Annotated in this window: 23 protein-coding genes; 4 read left to right on the top strand and 19 right to left on the bottom strand. The window is 62.3% G+C overall.

Translation table 11 applies throughout. The annotated features are described in order from the left end of the window. Positions 1–52: 52 nt before the first annotated feature. The 5 genes from P9292_RS15005 to P9292_RS14985 all read right to left on the bottom strand — a co-directional run bounded on the left by P9292_RS15005 (position 53) and on the right by P9292_RS14985 (position 5,134). On the bottom strand, positions 53–1,072 hold the full coding sequence (locus P9292_RS15005) for an ABC transporter substrate-binding protein (RefSeq protein WP_309959777.1): 1,020 nt from the start codon (positions 1,070–1,072) through the stop codon (positions 53–55). Positions 1,073–1,098: 26 nt separating this feature from the next. Further along, a complete protein-coding gene (locus tag P9292_RS15000) occupies positions 1,099–1,956 on the bottom strand; it encodes a TauD/TfdA family dioxygenase (protein ID WP_309964036.1) in 858 nt (285 codons plus the stop codon). Positions 1,957–2,110: 154 nt separating this feature from the next. Next, positions 2,111–3,277: a DNA polymerase IV gene (gene dinB / locus P9292_RS14995; protein ID WP_309959774.1), complete on the bottom strand. Its 1,167-nt coding sequence runs from the start codon at positions 3,275–3,277 to the stop codon at positions 2,111–2,113. A 174-nt stretch (positions 3,278–3,451) separates the two neighbouring features. Then, entirely contained in the window at positions 3,452–4,627 is a 1,176-nt protein-coding gene (locus P9292_RS14990; RefSeq protein WP_309959772.1) for an ATP-binding protein, read from the bottom strand. A gap of 141 nt (positions 4,628–4,768) precedes the next feature. After that, positions 4,769–5,134: a hypothetical protein gene (locus tag P9292_RS14985; protein ID WP_250467509.1), complete on the bottom strand. Its 366-nt coding sequence runs from the start codon at positions 5,132–5,134 to the stop codon at positions 4,769–4,771. A gap of 283 nt (positions 5,135–5,417) precedes the next feature. Here P9292_RS14985 and P9292_RS14980 point away from each other — a divergent pair, with 283 nt between their 5' ends. Next, the gene (locus P9292_RS14980) at positions 5,418–5,603 is read left to right on the top strand and encodes a transcriptional regulator (protein ID WP_244828762.1); all 186 of its coding nucleotides are present in this window, start codon (positions 5,418–5,420) and stop codon (positions 5,601–5,603) included. A 7-nt stretch (positions 5,604–5,610) separates the two neighbouring features. Here the strand turns inward: P9292_RS14980 and P9292_RS14975 are convergent, their stop codons facing one another. Then, positions 5,611–6,294: a response regulator transcription factor gene (locus P9292_RS14975; RefSeq protein WP_244828763.1), complete on the bottom strand. Its 684-nt coding sequence runs from the start codon at positions 6,292–6,294 to the stop codon at positions 5,611–5,613. A 105-nt stretch (positions 6,295–6,399) separates the two neighbouring features. Continuing rightward, on the bottom strand, positions 6,400–7,755 hold the full coding sequence (locus P9292_RS14970) for a HAMP domain-containing sensor histidine kinase (protein WP_244828764.1): 1,356 nt from the start codon (positions 7,753–7,755) through the stop codon (positions 6,400–6,402). A 446-nt stretch (positions 7,756–8,201) separates the two neighbouring features. Here P9292_RS14970 and P9292_RS14965 point away from each other — a divergent pair, with 446 nt between their 5' ends. Further along, entirely contained in the window at positions 8,202–9,686 is a 1,485-nt protein-coding gene (locus P9292_RS14965) for an MDR family MFS transporter (RefSeq protein WP_250467511.1), read from the top strand. On the opposite strand, the gene P9292_RS14960 is transcribed toward P9292_RS14965, so the two are convergent. After that, complete coding sequence (locus P9292_RS14960; protein WP_250467512.1) at positions 9,667–9,873, bottom strand: hypothetical protein; 207 nt, start codon at positions 9,871–9,873, stop codon at positions 9,667–9,669. The genes P9292_RS14965 and P9292_RS14960 overlap by 20 nt on opposite strands. A gap of 315 nt (positions 9,874–10,188) precedes the next feature. Between P9292_RS14960 and P9292_RS14955 the strand changes: the two genes are divergently transcribed. Beyond that, positions 10,189–12,123, top strand: a complete 1,935-nt coding sequence (locus P9292_RS14955) for a PAS domain S-box protein (RefSeq protein ID WP_250467513.1) — start codon at positions 10,189–10,191, stop codon at positions 12,121–12,123. 104 nt (positions 12,124–12,227) lie between these two features. Here P9292_RS14955 and P9292_RS14950 read toward each other — a convergent pair whose 3' ends face one another. Together P9292_RS14950 and P9292_RS14945 are read right to left on the bottom strand one after the other, a co-directional pair. Next, entirely contained in the window at positions 12,228–13,322 is a 1,095-nt protein-coding gene (locus P9292_RS14950; protein ID WP_309959768.1) for an FUSC family protein, read from the bottom strand. 82 nt (positions 13,323–13,404) lie between these two features. Next, positions 13,405–14,328 (bottom strand): LysR family transcriptional regulator, encoded by a 924-nt coding sequence (locus tag P9292_RS14945; protein ID WP_309959766.1) that lies wholly within the window; start codon positions 14,326–14,328, stop codon positions 13,405–13,407. A 116-nt stretch (positions 14,329–14,444) separates the two neighbouring features. On the opposite strand from P9292_RS14945, the gene P9292_RS14940 reads away from it, so the two are divergent. After that, the gene (locus tag P9292_RS14940; RefSeq protein WP_309848406.1) at positions 14,445–14,879 is read left to right on the top strand and encodes a VOC family protein; all 435 of its coding nucleotides are present in this window, start codon (positions 14,445–14,447) and stop codon (positions 14,877–14,879) included. A gap of 187 nt (positions 14,880–15,066) precedes the next feature. Here the strand turns inward: P9292_RS14940 and P9292_RS14935 are convergent, their stop codons facing one another. From P9292_RS14935 to phnG, 9 genes are all read right to left on the bottom strand, one after another. After that, positions 15,067–15,336, bottom strand: coding sequence for a hypothetical protein (locus P9292_RS14935; protein ID WP_244828771.1), 270 nt, complete (start codon positions 15,334–15,336; stop codon positions 15,067–15,069). 269 nt (positions 15,337–15,605) lie between these two features. Then, positions 15,606–16,970, bottom strand: a complete 1,365-nt coding sequence (locus P9292_RS14930; RefSeq protein ID WP_244828773.1) for an MFS transporter — start codon at positions 16,968–16,970, stop codon at positions 15,606–15,608. Positions 16,971–17,138: 168 nt separating this feature from the next. Beyond that, the gene (locus P9292_RS14925) at positions 17,139–18,272 is read right to left on the bottom strand and encodes an alpha-D-ribose 1-methylphosphonate 5-triphosphate diphosphatase (protein WP_309959764.1); all 1,134 of its coding nucleotides are present in this window, start codon (positions 18,270–18,272) and stop codon (positions 17,139–17,141) included. Continuing rightward, entirely contained in the window at positions 18,266–19,039 is a 774-nt protein-coding gene (gene phnL, locus P9292_RS14920; protein ID WP_309959761.1) for a phosphonate C-P lyase system protein PhnL, read from the bottom strand. The genes P9292_RS14925 and phnL overlap by 7 nt, the downstream gene beginning before the upstream one ends. 10 nt (positions 19,040–19,049) lie before the next feature. Beyond that, on the bottom strand, positions 19,050–19,820 hold the full coding sequence (gene phnK, locus P9292_RS14915; RefSeq protein ID WP_244828775.1) for a phosphonate C-P lyase system protein PhnK: 771 nt from the start codon (positions 19,818–19,820) through the stop codon (positions 19,050–19,052). Further along, positions 19,817–20,683 carry an alpha-D-ribose 1-methylphosphonate 5-phosphate C-P-lyase PhnJ gene (locus P9292_RS14910; protein WP_244828776.1) on the bottom strand — a complete coding sequence of 289 codons (867 nt, stop codon included), beginning with the start codon at positions 20,681–20,683 and terminating at the stop codon, positions 19,817–19,819. Before P9292_RS14910 ends, phnK begins: the two co-directional genes overlap by 4 nt. Then, entirely contained in the window at positions 20,680–21,771 is a 1,092-nt protein-coding gene (locus tag P9292_RS14905) for a carbon-phosphorus lyase complex subunit PhnI (RefSeq protein ID WP_309959758.1), read from the bottom strand. The genes P9292_RS14910 and P9292_RS14905 overlap by 4 nt, the downstream gene beginning before the upstream one ends. Beyond that, positions 21,771–22,394 (bottom strand): phosphonate C-P lyase system protein PhnH, encoded by a 624-nt coding sequence (gene phnH / locus P9292_RS14900; RefSeq protein WP_309959756.1) that lies wholly within the window; start codon positions 22,392–22,394, stop codon positions 21,771–21,773. Before phnH ends, P9292_RS14905 begins: the two co-directional genes overlap by 1 nt. Continuing rightward, complete coding sequence (gene phnG / locus P9292_RS14895; RefSeq protein ID WP_250510389.1) at positions 22,391–22,870, bottom strand: phosphonate C-P lyase system protein PhnG; 480 nt, start codon at positions 22,868–22,870, stop codon at positions 22,391–22,393. The genes phnH and phnG overlap by 4 nt, the downstream gene beginning before the upstream one ends. Positions 22,871–22,933 lie beyond the last annotated feature (63 nt).

Genomic DNA, 22,933 nt, shown 5'->3' with positions numbered 1-22,933 from the left:
CTAACCAATCTTTGCGAATATGGAAAGCAGTCAGCGCGATATCAACTCGATATCAACTGCCGCCGCGCGTCACGGGATCGTCGAAAAAGTAGTCTTTCCACGATTTGGGATCGTTCTTGATCGCGCCCACGCGATGCATGAACTGCGCAAGCGGAAAGGTGTTCTGCGGCTGGACCTTGAACTGCACCGCAGGGTCCTTGATGACCTTGAGGAGCAGATCACGGTCGAGCTTCGCGTTGTTCACGCGCAAATAGATGTCGGCCGCCTTCTCGGGATTGGCGGTGACGAAGCGCGCCGCATCGTTGAGGCCATCGACGAAAGCGCGATACGTCTTCGGGTTCTCATTGCGGAACTTCTCCGTTGCATAGAGCACGGTGGCCGAACTCGGCCCACCCAGCACGTCATACGAGTTGAGCACGATATGCGCTTTCGGATTGCCCGCGAGTTCCTGCTGCTGGAACGGCGGATTGCCAAAGTGCGCGTTGATTTCCGTGCCGCCCGCGATGATGGCCGCCGCCGCGTCCGGATGCGGCACCGCTTGCGTGAGCTTGTCGAGGCGATCGTACTGCTTGTCGCCCCATTGCTTGGCCGACGCGAATTGCAGAATGCGCGACTGCACCGAGACGCCCACGGCCGGCACCGCTATTCGATCTTTATCGCTGAAATCGGCGATGGTCTTCACGCGCGGATCGTTCGATACGAGGTAATACGGCAGATTGCCAAGCGACGCCACGCCCTTCACGTTCTGCTTGCCGTGCGTGCGATCCCAGATCGTGAGCAACGGACCGACGCCTGCCGCCGCGATATCCACGGAGCCGGACAACAACGCGTCGTTGATGCTCGCGCCACCCGAGAGCTTGGCCCAATCGACCTTGATATCGACGCCTTGCTTCTTGCCTTCCTGCTCGATGAACTTCTGATCGCGCGCCACGTTGAGCAGCAGATAAACCACGCCGAATTGCTCGGCCACGCGCAACGTGCCTTCCGCCTGCGCGGTCGCCGAACAGCCCAACGAGACGACGAGCGCGGCGGCGAGCGCGCGCAACGAACGCTTCCCGAAACGAGAATGCATGTGAGAAAACCCCGTGAAATAAGCGCTCAGAACGGCGCGTCGCCTTCAATGGTCGTGCGATACAGCTTGCGGCGTTCGTCGTCGGGCGTGCCGGCGGCCAAGTGCATGACCGAGCGGTTGTCCCAGAACACCATGTCGTGATTGCGCCACTCGTGGCGGTAAAGAAACTCCGGCTTCACGCTATGCGCGAAGATTTCGTCGAGGAGCGCGCGGCTCTCGTCTTCCGGCATGTCGATGATGCGCGTGGTGAAGTGCTCGCTCACGAAAAGCGCGCGACGCCCGTTCTCCGGATGCGTCCGCACAATGGGATGCACCACCGGTTTGACCTGCGCGATTTGCTCGGGCGTCAGGTTCGGGCGCCACGGACTGCGTTTCTGCAACTCGGCGTATTTGGCAAGATAGGTATGCTCCGCGCGGCGTCCTTCGACTGCGCGACGCAGATGCTCGGGCAACGTATCCCACGCGAGATGCTGATTCGAAAACAGCGTATCGCCGCCAACTTTCGGCAACTCCTGCGCATGCAGCAGTGAGCCGAGACTCGGCGTTTCCTTGTACGAGAGGTCCGAGTGCCAGAAGTGCCCGGCATCGCCGAGACCGATCGGCTTGCCGTTTTCGAGCACGTTGGAAACGATCAGCACTTCCGGATGCCCGGCGAGCGCGAACTGCTTGAGCACGTGAATTTGCAGCGGCCCGAAGCGCTTGCTGAACGTGACCTGCTGTTCCGGCGTGATGCGCTGGTCGCGAAACACGAGCACGTGATGATCGAGATGCGCGCGGTGAATGCGCGCGAAATCGGGTTGCGATAGCGGCTTGCTCAGATCGAGCCCGATGACCTCGGCGCCGAGCGGCGCGTCGAAGGCGCGAATTTGAATGGATTCGTCGATGGATCGATCGGCGGCTTGGGGCGAACTTTCGAGGGTCGGTGCGAGGGTCGTCACGATGTTCTTGAACGGCGCAAAGACAGCCAATCTACTTCGTCGCAGCCGTGCCGCCAACGAACGATCCGCGATTTGCTTATTCCCTTTGGCGCTTAACGCCTCAGTCGAACGGCAGTTCCACTTGAATCGGTTCGATGAAGCCGCCGTCCTCTCCGCGCACGCTCAACGCGCTCACGCGCACGCCGAGTAACCGCAGCCGTCGATCCAGCGTAATGCGCTTTACGCATTCGGTAGCGGCGCGGCGAATCTCGACGGGGTCGTCGGTGGAAACGGGAATGGTCAGATCGCGCGTGAGCGTGCGGAAGTCGTCGAAACGCAGCTTGATGCCGACCGTCCGGCCTACGTAACCTTTGCGCTGCAGGTCGTCGGCGACTTTCTTGCACAGCCCCGTGAACGCCTCGGAGAGCTTCGCGCGGTCGTTCTTCGGATGCAGATCGCGCTCGAACGTGGTCTCACGGCTCATCGACTTCGGCTGCGAACTCACGACCACGGGCCGATCGTCCTGTCCCTGCGCGATACGCGCGAGCCATGCGGCGTAAGTGCCGCCAAAATGCGTCTGCAGAAATCCCAGGTCGGCGGCGGCAATGTCACCGACCGTTACGATACCGAGCGCCGCCAGCCTTTCGCTCGCCTTGGGCCCGATGCCATTCACCTTGCGCGCCGCGAGCGGCCAGATGCGTGTGGGGAGATCGTCCATCGTCAGGATGGTCAGGCCGTCGGGCTTGTCGAGCTCCGAGCCGATCTTCGCCAGCAGCTTGTTCGGCGCGATGCAGATCGAGCACTCAAGCCCGGTGGCTTCGTGCACCGCGTCCTTCATGCGCCGGCCGATGCTCGCGGAATCGCCCGGCATGTCGGTCACGTCGATATAAATCTCGTCGATGCCGCGATTCTCTATCTGCGACGTGAACGCCGCGACGGCTGTCTTGAAGAGTCGCGAGTAATGGCGATACGACTCGAAATCCGTGGGCAGAAGAATGGCGTCGGGCGCGAGTTGCGCGGCCTTCATCATGCCCATGGCCGAGAACACGCCGAACTTGCGCGCTTCGTAAGTGGAGGTGGTGACGACACCGCGCCCCGCGTAATCACGCAGTTTTCTGAAACGGCGCGTGCCGTCGGCCAGCGTCTCGGGAATGGCATTGCGTCCGCCGCCGACCACCACCGGCTGACCGCGCAGTTCGGGATAGCGCAGCAATTCGACGGAGGCGAAGAACGCATCCATGTCCAGATGCGCGATACGGCGAGGCGTGGGCGTGGCGGGCGTGTCCATTGCCTAGAACGGACGCGTGCCGACAAGGCCGGAAGACGACGACGTGCGAAGGACGTGGCTAAACATGCGCGGGCGCGAAGAACGCGGAAAATGCGCATACTGTACATTCATACAGTGATTCGCGCTAGTCTGCCTTATGTCCCTAGCGGCGCTCGGCGCAAATCCGCAGCCCGGTCAGCCAAGAATGCTTAAATTGCGAATCAGGTAGTCATTGAACATCGGCACGGTGAACGCGATATCACCATGGGACGGACTGTAGATCATGCCTTTGTTGATGATCTGCGCGCGGCGAGGACCGAGACTCTGCGGGGTTTCGCCGAGCGCGTCCGCAACGTCGGACGAACGATAAGGGCCACTGCCTAATTTCGCCATGGCAATGACGTATTCGCGTTCCTTGGGCGTTAGGCGATCGAAGCGAACTTTGAAGAACCCTTCGTCCAGACGCTTGAGCGTTGTCGACTCGGCGCGCCTTGCGTCGCTTACGGTAATCGTGTCGCCGACGGCGAGATTCCAGGACTGATGGCCCCACTCCTGCAGAAAGTAGGGATAGCCTCTCGTCTTGAGGAAAATCTCTTTCAGAGCAGCATCGTCGATACCGGCGCCTTCGTCGTTCACTGGTTGACGGATCGCTGCCTTGGCATCGTCCTCAGGCAGAGCACCGACCTCCGGGTAGTGAAACAGCCGCTCCGCATACGATTTGGCTTGTCCCGACAGGGCCGCGACCTGTGGCAAGCCGGCGCCAAAAAACAGCACGGGCAAGCGCGCCTGGTTGATCTTGTGCAATGACACGATGAGAGCGGCTAGGTCTTTTTCGCTTAGGTACTGGACTTCATCGATCAGGAGCGTCCAGGCTTTACCGGCAGCTTTAGCGGCCTCGCCGATACGCACGAACAGTTCTGGAAGATCATTCTCGAGGTCGCCGCTGTCCGCGACTCCTACTTCGGGATCCACCGCGATCGAGACATCGCCATATTCCAACTTGAATGCGGAGGCAAACGACCTCAACGCTCGCAGCGCGTCGTAAGTCTTCGCCTTGGCATTGGCGGCGACGGACAGTTTTCGAAGCACTTGATGCATGCGTGGCAGCAGTTGCTCACCCAACGATTTGTTCTCGGGCGCCTCGATCATGGAAGTGACGTGGCCACGCTGAATAGCGAGCGCCTCGACTGCGTTGAGCAGCACGGTCTTGCCTACGCCGCGTAAGCCCAGGAACATTTGCGAACGGCTGGGCTTACAGAGCACCGCGCGTTCAATGGCGATACGTGCGTCCTCGATGATTGCTTCGCGCCCAGCGAGTTCGGGCGGCTGGCTACCGGCGCCGGGCGCAAATGGGTTCCGAACCGGATCCATGACTATGACTCTATAACAATATATAGCGAAGTATATCTCAACTACCTTATACTTTCCTATATTTCGCTAGATAGAGCACGTGGCGCTAGTGGCCTGCGGTTGGCGGCGCGACTGCCCTCACGACTCGCCTACGTAAATCGTCTACTCCGGAACCCGCTTCTCCGCCAACGCCCGGCGGCAATCCTCCAAAATGGGCCGCACCACGCCCGAATTGAAGTTGAGGTCTTCGCTGTCCAAAATCTCTTCGACCGCTTCGCGCGCCCAGTCGGATTCGAGGATGGCGCAATGTCGCGCGGCAAGATCGCGTGCAATGGCAGAGAGTTTGGCGATAGCAAGCCAGTCGGCTTCGCGCTGATGCCGGTCGAGCCACTTGCGCGCGGCTTCGACATGGAATGACGGCGCGGGCCAGTCGCCGTTGAGATAGTACGCACCGAGGCTGCCGCACGTCAGCCAGCAAAGCAGTTCGACACGGTCGCGGGCACTGAGAGTACGAGGCACTTCGTTCATGGCGGCGTTCACGAGAGACGTTCGACTGAAAGGGCAAACGCGCTGCTGTACATCCATCCTTGTGTGAAACCTGTGTGAAAGAAGATACCACGCGATGGTGCGACGCGGCAGCCCATTCGCGTGCGCTGGCGTACATGTTTCGCAGGCTCAACTCTGTGCTGGCGACTGCATGTGCGAGCCATCATTCAACGCTAATTCGCGCGCCTTATTCTGGTTTCCATCGACGAGCCATACTGTATTCCGAGCGCAGGCCGTCGCCAACCGTCCGCCTAAGGAGCGCATCATGTTCGAACGTCTTTCCAGATTCTTTTCCGCCACCGACGACCATTCGCACGACGACTACTTTGCCTCGTCGGGCGATCACGCCGAACTCGAGCGCCGCATGCGTCAGGTCGAGGAAAGCGACCACGCGTACAGCATGACCTTCTGCGGATCGATCCCGCGTCGCCCCGACGACCCTTACGCGTGACACGCCCTCACTTCGCTTCGTCGCGTCCCGCCTGTCCCAGCATCACGGTCCAGCCGAGGCCGCGCACGTTGCGGATCACCGCTGCGCCGAACTTTTTGCGCACCGAATGGATGATCACGTCGACAGCGTTGCTTTCGACTTCCTTGCCCCAGCCGTAAAGCCGGTCTTCGAGTTGATCGCGCGAAAAGATGGTGCCGGGCCGCTCCATGAGTGCGTGCATCAGCGCGAATTCCTTCGCCGACAGCACGCCGGATGTCTCGCCGCACGTAAGCGTGCGCTGGTCGAGGTTGAGATTGATCGATTCGTCGCCGAGACGCGAGGTGGCATAACCCGCCTTTCTGCGCAGCACCGCGCGGATGCGGGCCAGCAGTTCGGGCGTGTCGAAGGGCTTGAGGAGGTAGTCGTCCGCGCCGAGGTCGAGCCCTTGCACGCGCGTGTCGAGGTCGTCGCGAGCCGTGAGGATCAGCACCGGCGTCGCGTTGCCCGCCGTGCGCGCACCACGCAACACTTCGAGGCCGGACATGCCGGGCAAGCCGAGATCGAGCAGTACTACCGTGTATTCAGCGGCGTCCATGGCCTCGCGGCCCGCCTGGCCGTCGCGCACCCAGTCCACGGCGTAATCGACGTCCTTGAGGGCGCGCATCAGGCTGGTGCCGATCTGTACGTCGTCTTCGATCAGTAGGATTCGCATGTTGGGTCCGCACACCGCATTGACGCGACCAAGCTGACGCGGTCATCACCCACGCGCAGCACGCGATCCCATTGTAATAGGCACAAAACAGCGCGGCCATTCCTTTTAAGCGGTGGCTGTCGCGGCGTTTGCCTCGGTAGCCACGCCGCTTTCCTCGACCGGAAAGCCAATCGAAGCGACGATGCCCGACCGCCCGTCATCGCGATTCCGAAGTGACACATCGCCACCGTAGCGCTGCGCGATCGCCTTCACGATAGACAAGCCGAGCCCGCTACCCTCGATATCAGGGTTAGCCCTGAAGAAGCGGTCGAATACGCGCGGCAACAGCGTTTCCGCGATGCCCGGCCCCGTATCGACGACATCGACCCATACCATGTCGCGCTCGCGCCGCATGCGCAAGTCGATGGTGCCGCCATCCGGCGTATAGCGCACCGCGTTCGAAACGAGATTCTTCACCGCCATGCCGATATCCGTTTCCACCGCGCGCACGTGGGCCTCGACCATCTCTTCGGCGCCGATATCGAGGCCACGTTGCAGCGCAATCGGCAGGACATCGGCCACGGCGCTCGTTACGACCGTGGCGATATTCACCCGCGTGAGCGGCGTCGCGCCCATCGGGGCATCGGCGCGCGCCATGCGCAGAAGCTGCGTGATGAGGCTGCCCGCGCGTCCAATGCCGCGTCGCAACTCGCGAAAACGCTCCTGATTGCCCGGCGCGATGTGCGGCGCGAGATTATCGGCCTGCAATTGCAGGGCCGTGAGCGGCGTGCGCAGTTCATGCGCGGCATCGGCGATGAACTTGCGTTCCGACTCGATGGATTGCGCGAGGCGCTCGATCATCGTGTTGATCGAATGGATGAAGGGCGCGATTTCGGCGGGCACGCCGGAGGTGGGCAACGGTTCGAGATTGGCGGTATCGATGCCTTGTACTTTCGCGCCAAGGCGTTTGAGCCTGCGCAGCGAGCGGCTCACGACGAGCGCGACCGCGATCCACACGAGCGGCAACAGTACGACGATGGGCCAGAGCGTCTGCGTCGCGGCCTCCCGCGTGAGTTCGCGGCGCACGGCGTTGCGCTGCGCCACTTGAATGGTCATGGTCGGATCCTGACGCGTGAAGACGCGCCACGATTCGTCGTTGACTTGATAGCTGCCGAAGCCCGCGGTTGCATCGCGCGGAAAGCGCAGAGAAGGATCGGTCGTGCGAAACGGCGTGGCTTCGTCCGGCTTCCACACGACGACCACGACATCGCGATCGTCCTGCGTGCCGCGCGCGGGATTCTGCGGAATGCCTTCGGCGAAACCGTCGCGCATGCGGGTCGCCACTTGTTCGAGGCGCATGTCGAGCAGTGCGTCCATGCCGGTCCGGCAAAGATGATACGAGCTGATGCCCTGCAGCAAGCCCACCGCGCTGACGAGCAGCCCGAGCGCGACGACCAGTTGATTTCTCAGCGATTTGATCATGTGAAGACGCATCGAGATGAAAAGACGCGGACCGGCTGGCGTCTCGATTCTACTAGCGGCCTTCGGTGGCTTCGGACTTTTCGATCTTTCGGCGCGGGGTTCTGGCATCGACGTGCTAAAAAAGAAGCGCCGGTCCGGGTCGGAGCCGACGCTCGAAGCTGAGGAGAACGAGGATGTGAACCAACCTTCTGTCCACGAACCCAGCGTATACCCCGATAGTTAGAGAAAAATGAGGACGAAGAGTCGGGCGAAGCGAGCAGGCTTTTTCAGCAGGCGCTACCATTGCAGTCGACCGCTTCATCATCGAGTTCATAGGCGATGCCTCCCCGCCGCACAACGGCTGATGCAGCTTCGCCTTGGCCGTATCGCCTTCTTCGTGTAAGCCCGCCTGTTGCCGCGCGCCGTATCCGCCTCGCGTGGCGGCGCCATTCCTTTCATGGAAACGCATGCCACAAGCCAGACAAACCGTTCGTCCGCTCGTCATTGCCGCCGTGATGGCGTCGATGGCAATGGTCGCGATCGAGGCCACCATCGTCTCCACCGCGATGCCGCAAATCGCCACGCAACTCGGCGGTCTCGATCTCTACAGCTGGGTTTTCTCGTCGTTTCTGCTCACGCAGACTGCGCTTACCGTGGTGTTCGGCAAGCTCGCCGACCTTTATGGACGCAAGCCCGCGGTGCTCGTGGGCATCGCCATCTTCTTGATCGGCTCAGTGCTCGCGGGCTTTGCCTGGTCGATGCCCGCAATGATCGTGTTCCGCTTGCTGCAAGGCGTGGGCGCGGGCGCCATTTTGCCGGTGGTGCTGACTATCGTCGGCGACCTTTACCCGGCGCATGAACGCGGCAAGGTGCAGGGCTATTTGGCAAGCGTGTGGGCGGTATCGGCCGTGCTCGGACCCATGGTCGGTGGTCTGCTCATCCGGCAGTTCTCGTGGGCGTGGATCTTCTGGATCAACGTGCCGATCGGCTTTCTCGCCGCGCTGCTGTTCGTCATGTTCCTGCACGAAGAGAAACGCCACGGCCGCCCGTCAATCGACTTCGCTGGCGCGTTCTTTTTCACCGCCGCCGTCGCCGCGCTGATGATGGCTCTGACCGATGCCGGCCACGCCAGCAACACGCGTGTGGCCGTGGAAGTGGTGGTGCTGATTGCGAGCGCGTGCCTCTTCGTTTGGCAGGAACGCCGCGCCGCCGACCCGATGATCAACTTCGGCCTCTGGGCACATCGCCCGATTGCAGCGGGCAACGCGGCGACCCTGCTCGCCGGCATGGCGATGATGGGCCTCACCACTTTCCTGCCGATGTACGTGCAGGGCGTGATGCATCGCTCACCGGTCGAAGCCGGCTTCACGCTCACCATGATGATGGTCGGCTGGCCAAGCGGCGCCACGTTCACCTCGCGGACGTTCGCGCGCATCGGCCTGAGGCGGCTTTTGATCGGCGGCGCGTTCTTCATTCCGCTTGGCTCGCTGCCGTTCGTGTTCCTCAACCCGGACATGAGCCCGGTGTGGGCGGGAATCGGCTCGGCGGTCGTCGGCTTCGGCATGGGCGTGACGAGCGTCTCGTGCCTCATCCTGATTCAGGAGATCGTGAAGCCGCACGAACGCGGCAGCGCGACGGCATCCAATCTCTTTGCGCGCAATCTCGGCAACACGCTCGGCGCGGCGGTGTTCGGCGCGGTGCAGAACTACGGTCTAACGCATGTGACCGGCATGCCCGCTGTCCACGCGGATCAGTTGAAGCGTTTGTTGACGAGCGTGCCGGGCGACTTTGCAAGCAATAACGAGATCCGCCTTGCACTGCACCATGCGCTGCATCTGACTTTCACCGCGATGTTCTTCGTCGCGCTCGGCGCGGTCGTCTCCATGCTCTTCATGCCCGCCGTGAAGATCAGCCCACGGCGCGAGACCGTGCTCAGTCCTGTGCACGAGTGAGCGGACTGTCCTCCTTGTCCTTGGGCGATGTACCCGCGTTATTGCTGTTGTCCGCGGGTGCGTCGTCCGATGCGATCATCTGCACGGTAACGCATTGCCGCGAAGCCGTGCCAAATCCCCTGGCGAGCGCATAAGAAGCGGCAAGCGTCGCCGCGATGAGAAAGATGATACCGAGTTTGCGAGGCATGTGAGTGCTCCATGAAGGGTTATCGAAATCACTTCACGGGCCTTCTCTCACTGCCTGACGGTCGCGCGGCCTCCTGAAATGTGCCTGCAGTCTAAGCGCGCACGCCCGTGCTGAAATCCCCTCTAAAGCGCGGATAATATTGGGTGGACGAAATCCCGACAAGAAGCGGAAGCAGCACACGAAGGGTTAAACTGCTGGCGCGCACGCGGCGTTTTCATGTGTCGAAAACACCGCTGCATGACGAACGCGGATTTTCGAACACATCGCGGTCGTTGCGTTTGCAACTTCTCAACCTGAGCGCCGCCCATCAGAACCATGACTACCTTGCGCACTGCCAGGCCAGCGGAACCGGCGTCCGACAAGCCGAATGACTCGACTATCGAAGACGAGCGCTATCACACGCTTGTCGATGCCATCGAAGATTGCGCGATCTTCATGCTCGACCTCAATGGCTGCATTACCACCTGGAACACGGGCGCGCGCAAGATCAAGGGCTACGAGGCGCACGAGATCATCGGTCAGCATCTGTCGCGTTTCTATACGGCGGATTCCGTGGCGCGGGGCTGGCCCGAATACGAGCTGAAGGAGGCGTATGCCACTGGCCGTTTCGAGGACGAAGGCTGGCGTGTTCGCAAGGACGGCACGCGTTTCTGGGCCAATGTCGTCATCACGGCGGCGCGCGACACGCGTGGCGAGATCATCGGCTATGCAAAGTACACGCGCGATCTCACCGCGAAGCGCGCCGAGGAAACCAAGCTGCGGCTTTCCGAAGAACGCTTCCGCCTGCTCGTCGAAAGCGTGAGCGACTACGCCATTTGCATGCTGAGCCCGGAAGGCGAGATCGAAAGCTGGAACATGGGCGCGGTGCGTATCAAGGGATATCTGCCGGCGGAGATTCTCGGCAAGCACTTCTCCCTCTTCTATTCGCCCGAGGACATCGCCGCGAACGTGCCCGCATTGCAATTGCAGACCACCATTCGCATGGGGCGCATCGAGACCGAGGGCTGGCGCGTGCGCAAGGACGGGTCGCTGTTTTGGGCGAACGTGGTGATCACGGCGGTGTATGACGAGCACCGGACGCTGCGTGGCTTCTCCCAGGTCACGCGCGACATGAGCGAAAGAAAGCGACTGGAGCAACTCGAAGTATCGTCGCGACGCATCAGCGAGTTTCTCGCCACGCTCGCGCACGAATTGCGCAATCCGCTCGCGCCCGTGCGCAATGCCGTCGGCGTCATGCAGATGGAAGCGGATATCTCGCCGAGACTCGCTTCGTGCCGCGACATCATCGACAGACAGACTTCGCATCTCGGCCGACTGGTCGACGATCTGCTGGACATGGGCCGTATCACCACCGGCAAGATCGAACTGCGCATGGCGCGCGTGGGCGTGACCGAGATCGTCGAACGCAGCATGGAACTCGTGCGCCCTTTCACCGACGACCGCGCGCAGAGCATCACCACCGAATTGCCGCACGAGCCTATCGTCGTCTTGGGCGATGGCACGCGGCTCGTTCAGGTCGTGCAGAATCTGCTCAACAACGCATCGAAGTTTTCGCCGCACGGCAGCAGCATCCACATCTGCGTGGAACGCGAGCGCAACGCCTTGCTGCTGAAAGTGTCCGACCGCGGCCGTGGCATTTCGCAGAAGGGTTTGACGGCTATCTTCGATCTCTTCGTACAGGAAGATCATTACCTGAACCCAGGCGAAGCCGGGCTCGGCATTGGTCTCACGTTGTGCCGTTCCATCGTCGAAATGCACGGCGGCACCATCTCCGCCGCGAGCGATGGCACCGGTCGCGGCAGCACGTTCACCGTGCGATTGCCCTACGCGCCCGCCGACGATGTGCCCATTGCCGGTTTGCTGGCAGCGCCGGCCGCATCGGGGACATTGCGTATCGTCGTGATCGATGACAACGTCGATTCCGCCGACAGTCTCGCCATGCTGCTGCAGATGAAGGGGCACGAGGTGCGCATTGCATATCACGGCACGGAAGGTATCGACGTCATCCGGCATTTTCCGCCCGCGCTGATCCTGCTCGATCTGGCGTTGCCGGATATCGACGGCTTCGCGGTGCTGCGCTCGCTACGCTCGCAACGGCTCGTCGGCCGCGCGATGATCGTCGCGATGACGGGATTCGGTCAGGAAGGCGATAAGGAACGTTCGGCGCAGGCGGGCTTCGACGGGCATCTGGTGAAGCCCGTGGACCTGCAATTGCTCGACGAGGTGGTGGCGAAGGCGAGTAAGCGCTGACGGGTTCATGCTTTGCCTTGCTTGCCGTTTTGCGGTGCTTTACCGCTTTGCGTGCGAGGCCCGTGCCATGCCGCTTCGTCGCTGCGTTCTGCCACAGCGCGTGGTTAGCCGACCTCGCGCAACGGGAAGATCAACTTCGCCGCAATGAGCCCGAGAGCGCCGCCCAGCAACGTCTCCCACGCGCGCGCGGCGAGCAGCGGTATCGAGTGAATGCCGCTCGCGGCCATCGTCACGATGAGCGTAAAGGCGAAAGCGCCGCACGCAATGTCATAGCGCTCGGGCAGCGCCATGGCGTAGACGATCATCGCGAAGGCAGCCATCGCCCAGATGAAGAGCGGCGCGTGTTCCGCAAGCGGCAGGCAAATGAGGCCGACAGGCACGCCCACGAGCGTGCCGTAGATGCGCCGCCGCACGCGCTGTGCCGTGCCGACAGCCGAAGTCGCGACCACGTAGACGCAGGCCGTGATCGCCCACGCCGATTCCGCCATGCCGAACGCCGCGTTCAACAACGCCACGACGAGCGCGCCGCTCGCCGCCTGCAGACCCATGGCAAGCGCGGGAGAAACCTGCTGCCGCCAGTAAGCCGGCTCGGACGCGAGCGCGGGCAACACCACCGGATGCTCCGCCGGCCCGCTCAGCACACGCGGCACGATTGCCGCGATCATGCCAATGACGAGCGCGAGCGTAATAGCCCATGAATCGCCCGGTGTCAGGTTCATCGAGTAAGCGACCAGTTGACCGATGTAGAACTGTGAGCCGACGCCCGCGCCGAGTAGGCCGAAACGCTTGAGATAGCCCGCGAGGAACGCGCCCGTGACGAGCACGAACTCCGCGCCGCCGCGCCCCATTTCGTGCAGCCGCGGCCCGAAGAGCGCGAAGCTGAGTGCGCCAAGTGCGGCCGCGATGCACAACACGGCGAGATCGCGGCTCGAATCGGTCCGTGCGCTGCGCGCTTCTGACACGCTTGCCCAAAGCGCGAAGGCGGCGGCCAGCATGCCGACGGAGACGCTGGCAGGCACGTCGCGCGTCACGTCGTGCAAGCCGCCGAGCGCGGCCGCGAGCCCATACGCGGTTACGAGCCGCAATCCCTTGATTCGCCGATGCGTGCCCGGGTCCACGCGATCCAGCCAGGCAAGCCCCGCGCGCAAGAGGCCGAGGGGTGCGGCGTCAGTGGTGTCAGTGTGTTGCTCGTCGCTCATGGACATCCGCCACGAAAGGACAAAGGAAAAGCGTGCGCGGACAACGAAGGAGACGACTCGAGGGCCGCGCCTGCAACGCATTCTAGGCGCTGTTTTTTACACGCGCGCGCTTGCGCGCCGGAAGCGGCGTTTCCGGCTTGCGACTGGCCGCATCGGCGATGCAATCCGCGAGTTGTGCCGCCGCGTCTTGCCGTCCCTTGCGCGAACGCTCGACCAGCCCGATCTCGCGATGGAACGTGTCGTCGCCCAGACCGAGCGCGACGACGCCGGCAGGCCACGGGCCGATGCCATCGGATACGGGCAAGAGCGCAACGCCCAAGCCGCGCGCGACCATTTGCGCGATGCCTTGCAACTCGTCCACTTCGATGGCGTCGCGCACCGCGATGCGTTGCTTGCGCAAGAACGTTTCCACTTGCCGTCCGCCGAACGAACGCCGGTCGTAGCGGATGAACGGCGCCGTCTCGATTACTTCGCGCCAGGCGGCGCGCTTCATGGCGGCGGGCGCAAGCAACACGAACGGTTCGGCGACGAGCGTGCGCCAGCGCAATTCGGAAGGTATCGCGAACGGCGGACGAATGATGACGGCCATGTCCGTTTCGCCGGCATCGACCTGTGCGAGCAGCGACAGCGACACGCCCGGCACGAGCCGGATGCGCCACGCGGGCAGCACGCGTCTGAACGCGCCGATGGCATCGGGCAACAGCGCCGCATGCGCCGATGCGATCGCGCCGACCGACAACGCGCCGCCACGCCCGTCGACGCCCTCGGGTTCGGCGAGGCGCGTATAGAGCGCCATGAGTTCATCCGCGAGTTCCAGCGTGCGGCGGCCCGCCTTGTTGAGTGTGGCGGAGCGTCCGGTGCGGTCGAACAAGGCGAAGCCCAAATGCGCTTCGAGACGCTGCATCTGCGCGCTCACCGCCGACTGCGTGAGCCCGATGTGCGTGCCCGCGCCGGCAAAGGTGCCGTGGCGCGCGACCGCAATGAAAGTAGTGAGTTCGCGCAGCATATTCATTCATCGATAAATTTGGGGCTGACTCCCGCAATATATCGTTTTTCAGCACTTTTATTTGTGAATAGAATCTGGGTCAAACGCTGTCGAACCCCACAAAAAGGAGTTGCACCATGAGCACGACTCAGGCCGCCATGCCGCCTTTCCATCTTGCTTTCCCCGTTCACAGCCTTGCGTCCGCGCGCGAGTTTTATGGTGATCTACTCGGTTGCCCCGAAGGCCGCAGTTCACCGGACTGGGTCGATTTCGACTTTTACGGACATCAGATCGTCGCGCATTTGGCGCCCGAGGAAGTGGGGCATCGCACGACGAGCGCTGTAGATGGCGATGCCGTGCCGGTGCGTCACTTCGGCGTCGTGCTGTCGATCCCGCAGTGGGAAGCGTTGGCCGAGAAGCTGCGTACGGCGAACACGCGTTTTATCATCGAACCGCATGTCCGTTTCAAGGGCGAAGTGGGCGAGCAGGCGACCATGTTTTTCCTCGACCCGTCGGGCAATGCGGTCGAGATCAAGGCGTTTGCCAATATGGCGTCGTTGTTTGCAAAGTAAGGTACGGCTTTGATTTGCGTGAGCTGAAGCGCGCAACATGATGGCCAGTTTTGCATTGTCATAGCGCGTTCATACGCGCGCTTCTCGATGGCGGATTCTTTTTCGAATTGAATCGCCATGTAAAACGGGACGCCCTTGAGCGTCCCGTTCATGTTTCCAGCGGCTGTTCCGCCGATTATTTCAGACCTCAGTTACCCGAGCCGCTCGCGCTGACCGGTGCGCCTGCGGTGCCGGGCGTGGCCGTGCCGCCAGGCGTGGTCGACGGACCGGGCTTCATCGACGACTGGCTGCTGTGCGTGGCCTTCGAATGAGTCTTGTGCGCGTGCGTCGTGGTCGTTTGGGCGTTGTCGCCTGCTTGCAGGCCCGTATTCGAGCTGGGAGGATTGTCCTGTGCGAATGCGGATGCGCAAACCAGGGCGAGTGCGCCAGCGGCGCATGAAATGGCGATACGCTTCATATCGAAAAACTCCTTTTTGCGGTTGCAAGATGCGATGTCGTGCGGCTTGTGGTGCCTCCTTGCTGCTGCGGTGTTGACACGCAGCGGCAGGTCGCATGTTCTTCATCAGCACACGACATGCCACGGTCTGACGATTGGCAAACAGGAGTGCGATGAGTGAAAGACTGGTGGCCATGGCCTCTTTGCAAAGCCCCACATCCAAAACAATTCGCCCCGCGCGACCAACGTCCACGCAGGGCGATTCGATATCATCCAGGCACAACCCGTCCTCAATGCCCGACCGGCTCCGTAGCCTTCAAATCGCTCGGCAACGCGGCCTGCGGATGCGCGGCCTGCTTGATCAGCAACGCCACCGCCGAGATCAATCCCGCGACGCCGATCACCGCGAAGATGCCGCCGAAGCTGAAGTGCAATCGCGTCAGTTCAGCCACGAGAAACGACCCCGCGATACCGCCGAAGCGCCCGATGCCCAGCATCCACGCCACGCCGGTGCCGCGTCCCTGAGTCGGATAAAACGATGCCGCGAGCGCGGGCATCGACGATTGCGCCGTGTTCATCAACACGCCAGCAAGAAACACGATCAGCACGAGCAGTCCCACGTTGCCCACCGCCTGCCCGATGAAGTACACGCTCACCGCGGTCAACGCATAGCACGCGGCAATGATGCGGTTCGGGTTAAAGCGGTCCATCAACACGCCGCACAAGACAGCGCCCACACCGCCGAGCGGGAACAAAGCGGAGATCAGCGTCGCGCGTTGCGGACTCAGGCCAGATTCCTTGAGGAGAATCGGCATCCAGTTGATCGATGCATAGAAGATCACGAGGCCCATGAAGTATGCGAGCCACAACATGATCGAACCGACGATATACGAGCGCGACAACACCACGCTCACGCCGCCCTGCCCCTGCACCGCGGGCGCCGTCTCCGTCATGAAGAACGATCCTGCGTTGGCCGCCGCCGATGAAATGCGTGCAAGCGTCGCACGAATCTTCTCGGCCGGCTTGTTCTTCGCGACCATGTAGCGCACCGATTCCGGCAGGCTGATGAAGAGCAGCACGACGAGCACGAGCGGCGCCACGCCACCGAGCAGCAGCACGCTGCGCCAGCCGAAATGCGGAATCATCCATGCCGCGAGAAAGCCGCCGAATGCCGCGCCCAGCGGAAAGCCGCAGAACATCAGGTTGATGAGCGTCGCGCGGCGCTTGTCCGGGCAGAACTCGCTCATCATGGTGACGGCATTGGGCATGGCGGCGCCGAGGCCGAGGCCCGTAACGAAGCGCAACGCCGTGAGTTGCGTGAGGCTTGCCGAATACGCCGATGCAAAGCACGCCACGCCGAACAGCAGTACCGAGGACAACAGCATCAGCCGTCGTCCGAGCCGGTCCGACAACGGCCCGGAAAGCAGCGCGCCCGCCGCGAGCCCGAACAACGCAGCGCTCAGAACAGGCGCGAGCGCGGGCCGGCTGATCTGCCATTCGGATACGAGCGATGGCGCGATGAATCCGATGGCCGCCGTATCGAAACCATCCAGCAGCACGATGACGAAGCACATCACGAAGATCAGCCACTGGAAGGGCGAAAACGGGTGCTCGTTGATGAACGTCTGCACGTTCACAGCAGGACTTCGGCTCACTTCATTCCCTCGTCGATGATTGGCAATCGTCGTTCAACTAATGTTCGTCAGGCGAACAGCGATTCACATAGCGAACTAATTCATGCGCGAGAGTACTGAAGTCTGCATGCCTTCGCAACGCGGGCTTACCCGTGTATGTCGGTTGCCTTGCGCGGGGCTGTCGGCGTTTTAAGAAACGCGCTGCCCGTTGCGATAAGTCTCGCGCGGCACAGGCAGACCGTCCGCCAGCGCGACGCGCACGAAGTCGGCGCGCAAGCCCGTCACGATGGCCCCACGGTCGGCGAGTCCGGCCGCGTGCGCGGGTGCCCAAGAAACCGTGGCCACCGCGCGCGGCAAGGTCCATCCCGCCTTCTCGACGAGATCGAACACTGCGATGAGCAGGCTCGAAGGCACGTAATCGGACGAGAGGATGTCGAGCAACCCTTCGCGAGCGAGTTCGAGTGCCGACACGTTGCCCGAGTGCGAGCCGCCACGCACGACGTTCGGTGCGCCCATGATCGTGGCGATGCCATGTTCGCGCGCGGCACGGGCTGCATCGAGCGTGGTCGGGAATTCCGCGAGCGCAATGCCGTCGCGCGCGGCTTCTTTCACATGCTCGATGAGCGTGTCGTCGTGGCTTGCAAGCGAGATGCCCAAGCGCTGACAACGCGCGACGATGTCCGCACGATGCGCCGCCGCGTAACGCGCCTGATGCTCGGCCAGTTGCGCGAGCACGTCATTCGCGTGTTCGTCGCTCCACTTGCCGTGACGTTCCTGATACTTGCGCCACTTTTCATGGTCCTGCCACTGGCGCTGACCCGGCGTATGGTCCATCACCGATGCGAGCCTGAAGAGCGGATGCGCGCTCAGTGAATCGAATACCTCGACCACGTCCGTCGTGCCGACTTCGCAACGCAAGTGCAGGAAGTGATCGGCGCGCAAGAGTCCGCGTTCGACGAACTTGCCGATGGAATGCGCGCAACGCACTTGAAGTTCGCGGCCACGCACGCCGTCTTCGGGACGGGAGCCCACACCGAGCGCATCGAACACGGTCGTAATGCCGGCCGAAGCCACTTGCGCGTCATGCACGATGATCGCCGCTTCGTGATTCCACAGCACGCCGGGACGCGGCGCGAGATGCTTTTCGATGTTGTCCGTATGCAGTTCGACGAAGCCCGGCAGCAGATAGTCGCCGTCCCAGTTCAACGCGTCGCGCGTCGCCGTATTTCCCGGCGATACATCCGCGATACAGCCCTCCTCGATGCGCACCGTGCCCGTGAATTCCTCGTTGCGCGTGACGATGCGCGCATTCGTAATCAGCATGTCTGCAATGCTCCGTCTTCGGATGAGTTGACCACTACCGGTGTTGCAAGGCGCACGATGCGGGTTGCCACGCGCTCACGCGTATCTTCGTCGTGAAAGATACCGACGATGGCCGCGCCCCGCTCGCGCGCCTCGACGATGAGATCGGCCACGACGTCGCGGTTCTGTGCATCGAGCGACGCCGTGGGCTCATCGAGCAATAAGACAGGATGCGCCGCGATCAGCCCGCGCGCAATGTTCACACGCTGTTGCTCGCCGCCGGAAAACGTCGCGGGCGCGAGCGACCATAAGCGTCGCGGTACGTTCAGCCTTGCGAGCAGGACGCACGCGCGCTCACGTGCTTCGTCTGCATCGACGCCGCGCGAGACCAGCGGTTCCGCGACGAGATCGAGCGAAGAGACACGCGGGATGGCGCGGAGAAACTGGCTCACGTAACCGAGCGTGCTTTTGCGCAAGCGGATGATGTCGTGCGGCTCGGCTTCGGTCAGCACGAGATGTCGCGAAGCGCGGCTTTCGTCGCGAATGGCGATACTGCCGCGCGTCGCGAGATAATTGCCGTACATGCAACGCAGAAACGTGCTTTTGCCGGCGCCTGAAGCGCCCGCGAGCACCACGCATTCGCCGCGTTCCACATCGAGCGATACACCCGCGAGCGCTACGATGCGCACACCGCCCTGCTGATGCAGCGTGAAGGTCTTTTCTATGTCGCGTGCGCGCAGCATTAGCTCCGTGCGCGCGGCGAACGCTTCTTCGTCTGTCGTAGTCATCTGTTGCACCTCAAACCGGCAGCACGGACGCCACCAGCGTCTGCGTATAAGGATGTTGCGGATCATCCAATACCTGATCCGTGAGACCGCTCTCCACCACGCGCCCGTCCTTCATCACCATCAACCGATGCGCGAGCAAGCGTGCCACGCCGATATCGTGCGTGACGATTACAGCGGCGAGATGCAGCTGGTTCGTCAAGGTACGCAGCAAGTCGAGCAGACGCGCCTGCACGGATACGTCGAGACCGGCGGTAGGTTCGTCCATGAAGACGAGTCGCGGCCCGGTCACGAGATTGCGCGCGATCTGCAAGCGCTGCTGCATCCCGCCCGAAAAAGCCGAAGGCAATTCGTCGATGCGCGTCGCATCGAGCTCGACACGGCCCATCCAGTCCGAAGCCGTCTCGCGCAAACGGCCATAGTGGCGCGCGCCGATGGCCATCAACGGCTCGCCGATGTTCGCGCCCGCCGACACGTTGCGCCGTAATCCATCGCGTGCATTCTGATGCACGAAGCCCCATTCCGTGCGTGACAAAAGTCGCTTGCGTGGCTCGCTGAGCGTGAGCAGATCCAGCGTTTCGCCTTCACGCGTGGTGTAGTCGAGCGCACCTTCGTCGATGCTGCTTCTGAGCGCAAGCGCGTTCAATAGAGTCGACTTGCCCGAACCCGACTCGCCCACGATGCACAGCACCTCGCCCGGATAGACCGCAAGGTCCACATCGACGCAACCGCCGCGTCCGTCGTAGCGTTTGGTGAGTCCGCGCGCATTCAAGAGCGTCTTCATTGCGCCGCCTCCTTTGCCTCTTGCTCGTCGCGGCGGCTGTGACAATAGTCGCTATCGGAGCATACGAACATGCGCGCACCTTCGTCGTCGACGATCATTTCATCGAGAAAGCTCTCACGCGACCCGCACAGCGCGCACGCATGGTCCCACTTCTGCACGCTGAATGGATGATCTTCGAAATCCAAACTCTTCACCTTCGTATAAGGCGGAATGGCGTAGATGCGCCGCTCGCGTCCCGCGCCGAAGAGTTGCAGCGCCGCGTTCATGTGCATCTTCGGATTGTCGAACTTCGGAATAGGCGAAGGCGCCGCGAGGTAGCGATCGTTCACCAGCACTGGATAATCGTAGGTCGTCGCAATGCTGCCGTGCTGCACGATATCCTCGTAATATTTCACGTTGATGAGACCGTAGTCCGCGAGCGCATGCAGTTTCCTGCACTCCGTCACGCGCGGCTCCAGCCTGTAGAGCGGTTCGGGCATCGGCACCTGGTACACGAGAATCTGCGCTTCCGTGAGCGGCGTTTCAGGAATGCGGTGACGTGTTTGCACGATGGTGGCGTCCGCGGTGCGCGTGGTCGTTGCCACGCCCGCCGTGCGCGCGAAGAAGCGGCGAATGTTGACCGCGTTGGTGGTTTCGTCGGAGCCCTGATCGATCACCTTGAGCGTATCGTCCGCGCCGATGATCGCCGACGTCACCTGCAAACCGCCCGTGCCCCAACCATACGGCAGCGGCATTTCACGCGAGGCGAACGGCACCTGATGCCCCGGCACCGCAACGGCCTTGAGCAAGGCGCGACGAATCATGCGCTTGGTCTGCTCGTCCAGATAAGCGAAGTTATAGCCTTCGGTCAGCGCGTTATTCATGCCGTCTTCTCCTTGCCGTGCGATGCACGAAGTCGCCGCAGCAATTCCAACTCCGACTGAAAGTCGACGTAATGCGGCAGTTTCAAGTGCTGCACGAAGCCCGATGCCTCGACGTTGTCGCTATGCGAGAGCACGAACTCGACATCCTGCGTGGGTGAGCCGATGCTCTCGCCCAACTCTTCCGCTCGCAAGGCACGATCGACGAGCGCCATGGCCATGGCCTTGCGCTCCGAATGCCCAAACGCGAGACCATAGCCTTGCGTGAACTTCGGTGGCACTTCGCCGCTGCCCGAGAACTGGTTGATCATCTGGCATTCGGAGATGTCGATATCGCCGATCTCCACCGCAAAACCGAGCTCATCGATATGCATTTCCACGGCCACTTCACCGTGACGAATCTCGCCTGCGAATGGATGGCTGTGTGCGTAGCCGCGTTGCGTGGCGTATCCCATTGCCAGCAGAAAGCCTTCGTCGCCGCGTGCAAGGTTTTGCAGACGCGTTGCACGATCAGCGGGAAACGCAAGCGGTTCGCGCGAGAGGTCGCCCGGCTCCGGTGAATCTTCCTGCGCGCGTTCCTGCTCGATCAGCCCTTCGTTGTTGAGCATCGACAACACACGCGGCATATCGTTCGTGGCTTCGGCGTGGTCGCTGGAAGTCGTTGCATCGCTAACCACTTCCCCTTCGGCCAGCAAGCTGAAGTCGATCAAACGCTGGGTGTAATCGTAGGTGCCGCCCAGCATCTGCCCGCCCGGAATATCCTTGAACGCAGCGGAGATGCGCCGTTCCACGCACATCGCTGCCGTGTCCACGGGCAAGGTGTAGCCAAAGCGCGGCAACGTCGTGCGATACGCACGCAGCAGAAAAATCGCCTCGACCAGATCGCCTGCCGCCTGCTTGATGGCGAGCGCCGCGAGTTCTTCATCGTAGACCGAGCCTTCGGTCATCACGCGCGCCACCGCGAGACGCAACTGCTCGCGAATCTGCGCGACGCTCAGCTCGGGCACCTGCAAGTCACCGCGCCGATGCTTGGCGAGCACATCCCATGAACGTTCGATGGCTCTTTCGCCACCCTTCACCGCGACGTACATTAGTTCACCTCCACTTGCGTCGTGCGCGGCAAGCCGACGAGCGCGCCGCCCGCCACGAAATAACAATCCATGCCGCATGGAAACTGCGCGGTCAGCGCCGCGCGCTGTTGCCAGAACTCGCGCGTGAGTCCCGCAATGGCGACACTGCGCTTGTCTTCGATCCCCGGACCGCGCCACACGAGCGGCTCGCCTTCGGTCAACGAAGGCACGCGAATGAAAAGCGTCGCCGCATCTTCCGGCGTTTCCGGTTCGCCCGACGAGAAGGCATCGAGCGCGGGCAACGCGGCTGCATCGCCGAGATAGGCGAACGCGGCTTCGCTGTGATTCGGCGTGAGCGGCGCGCTTGCATGAAAGCGCAAGGCATCGCCGAATGCGGCGTTCCCGCCTTCGATGAATACAGGCGTCGAATAATCGGCGAGCGCGAGCAGCGACGCGAAAGCTGCAAGCGGCACGCGGTGTGCAAGCGCATCGCGCATGGCGTGATTGTTCGGCAACGCGGCATCGATCGCGACGATGCTGCCCGGACGCGACAACGCTTCCAGCAAAGCGCGAAAGACGCGTTGGGCATCGTGCACCGGGTCGTTGAAGCCGGGCACAAGAGCGGCCATGTCGATCTGCATCATTCCCCTCTCACCATCGTAAAGAATTCGACCTTGGTCGTAGCCGCTTCCGCTTCCTTGCGGCGCCGTTCGTCGGCGAGACGCGCGGCCAACGGTGCGATCACTTCCGTCTGCAAGCGCTGCGCATGCGCGGGCGTCTGCAGCAGCGCGTCGATCAACGCTGCAAGCTTCGCGCGCTCCTTGTCGCGGCCCATATGCACCGCGACACCGACCGGCGCGCTGCCGTCGTCCATATGCAAACGCAGCGTGGCGCGCGTGACGGTAGTCTCGCCGAGATTGAAGGCATCTCCCGAGCCGCCGATGCGCGCCCGCACCATTGCCAGGCCGATATCCGGCGCGCGCAACCAGTCGAAGCGCGGCACACTCATGCCTTCGAGCGCGGCCTGCAAACTCTCGCGCGGCGTGCGCGCCAGCACCGCCATCCATTCGCGGCGGTCGAACGAACGAGCCTCGTCGCGCGGCTCCTCTCTCTGACTCATGGCTTTCCCTGATGATTTGTACGTTGCGGGCATCTTAAGCTACGCGGCTTTCGTCTGGTCGTC

Source organism: Caballeronia sp. LZ001 (genome assembly GCF_031450875.1).
Lineage (GTDB): Bacteria > Pseudomonadota > Gammaproteobacteria > Burkholderiales > Burkholderiaceae > Caballeronia.
Note: the sequence above shows the minus strand (reverse complement) of the source record. Positions and strands in the feature narration are given on the sequence as shown.

Coding starts and splice junctions, on each gene's coding strand:
- P9292_RS15005 (WP_309959777.1), bottom strand. CDS start 1,072: ATGCATTCTCGTTTCGGGAAGCGTTCGTTGCGCGCGCTCGCCGCCGCG.
- dinB (WP_309959774.1), bottom strand. CDS start 3,277: ATGGACACGCCCGCCACGCCCACGCCTCGCCGTATCGCGCATCTGGAC.
- P9292_RS14990 (WP_309959772.1), bottom strand. CDS start 4,627: ATGGATCCGGTTCGGAACCCATTTGCGCCCGGCGCCGGTAGCCAGCCG.
- P9292_RS14985 (WP_250467509.1), bottom strand. CDS start 5,134: ATGAACGAAGTGCCTCGTACTCTCAGTGCCCGCGACCGTGTCGAACTG.
- P9292_RS14980 (WP_244828762.1), top strand. CDS start 5,418: ATGTTCGAACGTCTTTCCAGATTCTTTTCCGCCACCGACGACCATTCG.
- P9292_RS14975 (WP_244828763.1), bottom strand. CDS start 6,294: ATGCGAATCCTACTGATCGAAGACGACGTACAGATCGGCACCAGCCTG.
- P9292_RS14970 (WP_244828764.1), bottom strand. CDS start 7,755: ATGATCAAATCGCTGAGAAATCAACTGGTCGTCGCGCTCGGGCTGCTC.
- P9292_RS14965 (WP_250467511.1), top strand. CDS start 8,202: ATGCCACAAGCCAGACAAACCGTTCGTCCGCTCGTCATTGCCGCCGTG.
- P9292_RS14960 (WP_250467512.1), bottom strand. CDS start 9,873: ATGCCTCGCAAACTCGGTATCATCTTTCTCATCGCGGCGACGCTTGCC.
- P9292_RS14955 (WP_250467513.1), top strand. CDS start 10,189: ATGACTACCTTGCGCACTGCCAGGCCAGCGGAACCGGCGTCCGACAAG.
- P9292_RS14950 (WP_309959768.1), bottom strand. CDS start 13,322: ATGAGCGACGAGCAACACACTGACACCACTGACGCCGCACCCCTCGGC.
- P9292_RS14945 (WP_309959766.1), bottom strand. CDS start 14,328: ATGCTGCGCGAACTCACTACTTTCATTGCGGTCGCGCGCCACGGCACC.
- P9292_RS14940 (WP_309848406.1), top strand. CDS start 14,445: ATGAGCACGACTCAGGCCGCCATGCCGCCTTTCCATCTTGCTTTCCCC.
- P9292_RS14935 (WP_244828771.1), bottom strand. CDS start 15,336: ATGAAGCGTATCGCCATTTCATGCGCCGCTGGCGCACTCGCCCTGGTT.
- P9292_RS14925 (WP_309959764.1), bottom strand. CDS start 18,272: ATGCTGATTACGAATGCGCGCATCGTCACGCGCAACGAGGAATTCACG.
- phnL (WP_309959761.1), bottom strand. CDS start 19,039: ATGACTACGACAGACGAAGAAGCGTTCGCCGCGCGCACGGAGCTAATG.
- phnK (WP_244828775.1), bottom strand. CDS start 19,820: ATGAAGACGCTCTTGAATGCGCGCGGACTCACCAAACGCTACGACGGA.
- P9292_RS14910 (WP_244828776.1), bottom strand. CDS start 20,683: ATGAATAACGCGCTGACCGAAGGCTATAACTTCGCTTATCTGGACGAG.
- P9292_RS14905 (WP_309959758.1), bottom strand. CDS start 21,771: ATGTACGTCGCGGTGAAGGGTGGCGAAAGAGCCATCGAACGTTCATGG.
- phnH (WP_309959756.1), bottom strand. CDS start 22,394: ATGATGCAGATCGACATGGCCGCTCTTGTGCCCGGCTTCAACGACCCG.
- phnG (WP_250510389.1), bottom strand. CDS start 22,870: ATGAGTCAGAGAGAGGAGCCGCGCGACGAGGCTCGTTCGTTCGACCGC.